Annotated in this window: 4 protein-coding genes and 1 pseudogene; all 5 read left to right on the forward strand. The window is 63.4% G+C overall.

Features of this window, described 5'->3' with window-relative positions; translation table 11 throughout:
- The first annotated feature begins 49 nt into the window (after nt 1-49).
- Nucleotides 50-1177 (forward strand): hypothetical protein, encoded by a 1128-nt coding sequence (locus tag A2Z13_09415; protein ID OGP79959.1) that lies wholly within the window; start codon nt 50-52, stop codon nt 1175-1177.
- An 8-nt stretch (nt 1178-1185) separates the two neighbouring features.
- Nucleotides 1186-2325, forward strand: coding sequence for a putative lipopolysaccharide heptosyltransferase III (locus A2Z13_09420; protein OGP79956.1), 1140 nt, complete (start codon nt 1186-1188; stop codon nt 2323-2325).
- On the forward strand, nt 2326-3462 hold the full coding sequence (locus A2Z13_09425; protein OGP79957.1) for a hypothetical protein: 1137 nt from the start codon (nt 2326-2328) through the stop codon (nt 3460-3462).
- Nucleotides 3438-4562 (forward strand): hypothetical protein, encoded by a 1125-nt coding sequence (locus A2Z13_09430; protein ID OGP79958.1) that lies wholly within the window; start codon nt 3438-3440, stop codon nt 4560-4562. The genes A2Z13_09425 and A2Z13_09430 overlap by 25 nt, the downstream gene beginning before the upstream one ends.
- 3 nt (nt 4563-4565) lie before the next feature.
- A pseudogene (locus A2Z13_09435) lies at nt 4566-5410 on the forward strand (hypothetical protein).

A 5410-nucleotide genomic window follows, 5' to 3' on the forward strand; every position in this document is an offset into this window, starting at 1 on the left:
CCGGGCCCGCGGAGCGCTCCCACGGACGACAGGTTGCATGATGCCGGGATTGCGGTTGGCATTCATCAAGAAACGGTTTTCCTTCCATGGGGGGGGAGAGCGCTACCTCCAGACACTTGTCGGCCAACTAGGGAAGGAAGGGCATGAGGTTCACGTATTTGCCGAAAATTGGTCGGAGGAGAAAGGGATACGATTTCACAGGGTGAAAGGCTCCCGCCTGGGTTCTTTTTCCTCCGTGCTCGCGTTCAACCGGAATGCCGGCAGGGCACTACGGTCCCGGGACGCTTTCCACTGTGTGGTCAGTTTCGAACGCACCACCTGCCAGGACATCTATCGCGCCGGCGAGGGATGCCATGCCGAATGGCTGCGCAAACGGTCTGCCGTCGAGCCGCTATACAAGCGCCTCTCGTTCCGGGTGAACCCGCTCCACATCTCTCTCCTCCGTCTCGAGCGGGAGATCTTCGACCGGACAAAGGTGCTGATCGCTAACTCCCGCATGGTGAAAGACGAGATCGTTCGCCACTACGGGGTCTCACCCGGGAAGATCACCGTGCTCTACAACGGAGTGGACGTCCGTCGCTTTTCCCCGGAGAACCGGGCTCTCTGGAGGGAGAGGATGCGGAAGGAGCTGCGGATCCCGGATTCCACCGCGGTGGTGCTCTTCGTCGGAACCGGGTTTGCCCGGAAAGGGCTGGGTGCCCTGGTGGAGGCAATGGGACTCCTGAAAAGCGACGACCTGTGCCTTTGGGTCGTCGGCAGGGGGGGCGCAGCCCCGTATCTCGGGAAGGCGGAGAACGCGGGTGTGAAAGACCGGATCCATTTCCTCGGACCGCGGGAGGGGATCGAGCGTTATTATGCCGCAGCTGACCTCTTCGTCTTGCCGACCCTGTATGACCCGGGGAGCAATGCCACGATGGAGGCGCTGGCGGCCGGACTTCCTGTGATCACCACGACCGGCAACGGCGTGGCGGAGCTGATCTCCGACGGGGAGGAAGGGTACGCGGTGGAGGACCCGCTGGACGCCCGGAGGTTGGCGGACCGGATGCGGGCCTGCCTGGGCTCGCGGGAGGCCATGGGAAGAAAGGCGGTGGAAGTGGCCAGGCGATATACCATCGAGGCATCCGCCCGGGAGTTCATCGCGTTGATTAACAAGGTCGGGGAAAACGGGGCAGGGTGAGGGGGCGCATGATCGATTTCCATGACATTCTCCGCATCCTGGTGATCAAGCTGCGGCACATCGGAGATGTCCTTCTCACCGCCCCGGTATTCCGGGCCCTTCGGGAAACCTTTCCGGGGGCAAGGATATGCGCGCTTGTTCATTCCGGCACCCAGGACGTCCTTGAGGGGAACCCGGACATCGACGAGGTGCTCGTGTTCGACCGGGGGGTGAAGAACCTCCCCTTCCCCCGGCAGGTTGTGCGGGAGGGGAAGTTCGCCCGCGGGATTCGGGAAAGGGGCTTCGACCTTGCCATCGATCTCACCGGGGGCGATCGCGCGGCGATCCTCTCGTATCTCTCCGGCGCGAGATACCGGATCGGGTGGCGGGACCGGAAGGGGTTTGCGGGCAAGCGGTGGATGTACACGAACCTGCATTCGCCCGACCAGAATTGCCACATGGTGGCGCAGAACCTCTCCGTCGTCCGATCCGTGGGGATAACGACGCGAAACGCAGCAGTTACCTTTCCCGTCTCTGCCAAAGACCGGGAAAGGGCGAAAGAGATCCTGCGGGAATATTCCGGGAACGGGCGCATCGTACACGTCCACCCCACGTCGCGGTGGATGTTCAAGTGCTGGAAAGACGAGTACGTCGCGGAGGTGATCCGCCGCCTGGTGGACCGGGGTGTCACCGTGCTCCTCACGACCTCGCCCGCCCCCCGGGAAGTGGAACGAGGCGGGAGGATCAAGGTGCTCCTCGGGGATGCTCCCGGCGTCGTGGACCTGCGCGGGAGGGTTACCCTCAGGCAGCTCGGAGCGCTATCGGAGATCTCCGACCTGTTTCTGGGCGTGGATTCGGCTCCCATGCACATCGCCGCCGCGGTGGGGACTCCCGTCGTGGCCCTGTTCGGTCCCTCCGGCGTTCACAATTGGGGTCCCTGGGACAATGAGTCGGCCCGGGAGGCGGGGGAAAGCCTCCGGATGCCGTACGCCCGGAGAAGGGGGAACCAGGTTTTCGGCATCCACACGGCGGTTCAAAGAGACTGGGATTGCGTCCCCTGCGGGGAAAGCGGGTGTGAATCCACGAAGTGGTGCCGCTGTCTCGATGATATTCTGCCGGAGGAAATTTTCCCTCTCGTCGCAGGGAAATTAGGACTCGGAGAAGGGTGAATGCTCACGATCCTCCATACGGAATCCTCCGACGGGTGGGGAGGGCAGGAGATACGGATCCTGCGCGAGTCCCTGGGAATGGCGCGACGGGGACACAGGGTCCTCATCGCGGCGGCTCCCGAGGCTTCTCTCTACGACCGGGCGAAAGCCTCGGGGCTGACCGCCATCCCTTTCCGGTTCAACAAGCGGAACCCCGTCGATTATTATCGCCTCTCGGTCCTCGTGAACCGGGAACGGGTGGACATCGTCAACACCCATAGCTCCGGCGACAGCTGGGTGGCCGGGGTCGGAGCGAAATTTGCCAGAAGAGCCCCCCTCATCATCCGGACACGCCACCTCTCCACGCCGATCAGCCGCTCTTTCCTCAGCAGGATCCTGTACGACTCCCTCCCCGATGTCGTGTTGACCACGGGAGAGGAGATCCGCAGGCGGATGATCGCGGTCAATCGATTCCGGGGAGAAAGGATCCTCTCGGTTCCCACCGGCGTCGACGTGGAGCGTTTCGACCCGGAGAAGGTGAAGCCGTCCCTCGCGGCGGGAAGCGCGGCCGTCGGGATGGTGTCCGTGCTCCGGAGCTGGAAAGGGCATGAGCACTTCCTCCGGGCGGTTCCCGGGATTCGCCAGGAAGTTCCGCTGGCGACGTTCGTCATCGTCGGGGATGGCCCCCAGCGGGACAACATCAGGAACCTCGTGGCGGACCTGGGGTTGCAGGACAGGGTCCTGCTGCTGGGTCACCGGGAAGACATCCCGGAAGTCATCGCTTCCCTGGACGTCCTGGTTCACCCTTCCTACGCCAACGAGGGAGTTCCGCAGTCGGTTCTGCAGGCTCTTCTGATGGGGAAGCCGGTGGTCGCAGCGGATGTGGGGGGCATCGGCGAGGTGGTGCGGGACGGGGAGACGGGGTACCTCATTCCGCCGAAAGATCCTTCCGCCCTCGCCGCGAAAGTGGTCGCCCTGCTCCGAAACCGGGAACTGGGGAAACGACTCGCGGACCGGGGGAGAACCCTAGTCCTTCGGGAGTACTCCTTCGAAAGCATGCTGGACCGGATCGAGGATCTGTACCGGCGATTGCGGGAGGGGCGGGATATCGCCCGGCCCGCTGCGGATGGACGATGGGAAAAACCTGGAAGAGGATGAAAAACGCCGCCCTTCTCCGTGCGGTAGCCGCGTATCGGAGACGGCATCTCCCCGACGGGAAGGGTTCCCGTGGCGGGGCGTCCCGTTTTCTGATCGTCAGCTCCACCGGCATCGGGGATACCCTGTGGGGAACTCCTGCGATTTATGCCCTCCGAAAGGCGCTCCCGGATTCTTCCATCGCGGTGCTGACGAGCGACGCAGGACAGGAGGTGCTCGCGGGGAACCCGGCCATCGACGAGATATTCGTGTTTCGGCGCGGCGCGGCGGGATATTGGCGGCTTGTGCGTTCCCTGATGACGGTCCGGCGGAGGGGAGTGGACGCGGTCCTTTTCTTCCACGCCTCGGACCGGATACTCTGGCCCTTGTGCGCCTTCACGGGGGCACCTTTTCTCATCGGCCTTGCCGGGCAGAGCAAGGGGCAGGACGAGATCCTGACCGCCGCGATTTCCTTGGGGGATGAGATTCATTGGGCACAAGCGCGGTTTTCCCTCCTTCGGGAAGTGGGCGTGAATGCGACACCAGGCCCCATCCGCTTGTATTTGAACGGCAAGGACAGGGAAAGGCCGGAACGGCTGCTTAAGGAAACCGGTTGGGGCAACGTCCCCTTGCTCGTGGGTCTTCATCCGGGATCCAAGGATCCCTTCAAGCAGTGGCCGGAGGATAAGTTCGCCCGCCTGGGGAGGGCCTTGGAAAACAAAGCGGGCGCAAAGATCGTGGTTACGGGAGACGCGGAAGAGAGTGCGCTGGCGGCCAAGGTGGCGGGAAAGATCCCCCAGGCGCTTTCGATGGCGGGGAAACTGTCCATGCGGGAGACCGCGGCGCTGATCGAGAGGATGTCCCTCTTCATCACGAATGACACGGGCCCGATGCACATCGCCTTTGCCGTGAAGACGCCGACCGTGGCGCTTTTCTCCCCCACGGACCCGGCGCTGTGCGGCCCTTTCCGGGCGGAGGGGTTGACCGCCATCATCCGGAAGGAGAAGACCTGTCCGACCTCCTGCGTCGGGAAAGGGTGCGTGGACCCGGTGTGCATGGACCAGATCACCGTTATGGAAGTGTTGGAAGAGGCGGAGCGGTTGCTCTTCCGGGGAGGCAGATAGCGAATGCGGGTCGTCCTCAATTACCGGCGCCCGAACGAACGCCTCGAATACGCGCTCGGGGAACTGGGGCACGACTGGGTCTACCATTTGTGGGACATACGGAACATTGAGGCCCAGGGGGCTGACGCCGTTCTCTTCGAGTTCAAGCAGATCGTGAAGGAGGAGCTCCGGTTCGCGGCCCTTTCCCTCCGGCTCCGGAAATGCGGCATCCCGACGGCTACTTGGTGCCTCGACAATCCCAACATCGGGTCGCGGATGTGGAAACTTCACGCAATCGCGAAGTATCGGCTGGTCGACGTTCTCGCCACCCACTCTCTCCAGGGTTTGGAAGGATACGGAAACGTCCTTTACCTGCCGAACGCGGCGATGACGCAGCACTACAACCTGGGCGGGCATACCCTGGAGGAGATGCGCGATCCGGGTTTCTGCGCCGTGGACGTCTCCTTCATCGGGAACTTCGACGGCGAGAGATACCCCGAGCACAGGGAACGGATGCGGCTTCTCGGCGCCCTGGAGGGTATCCTGCGAAAACTAGGTCGTTCCTGCCGGTTCGTGGGAGGGGACTCCATGGACTACGGCGCGCAGACGGATCTCATTCGGAGGAGCCGGATCAACCTGAACGTCGGTTGCGCCGCCGACCGGTACGACCGGAGGAGCTGGGGGCTGCCGGAACGATGCTACGGAATCCCCGCGTGCGGCGGGTTCCTTCTGTCCGACGACCGGGAACACGCGAAGGATGATTTCGCGATCGGCGAGGAGATCGACCTGTTCCGGGAGCTGCCCGATTGCGTGGAGAAGATCCGCCATTATCTCGATGCACACGAGGAGTCCCGGCGGATCGCGGAGAA

This window comes from Deltaproteobacteria bacterium RBG_16_64_85 (assembly GCA_001798885.1).
Lineage (GTDB): Bacteria > Desulfobacterota > Deferrimicrobia > Deferrimicrobiales > Deferrimicrobiaceae > FEB-35.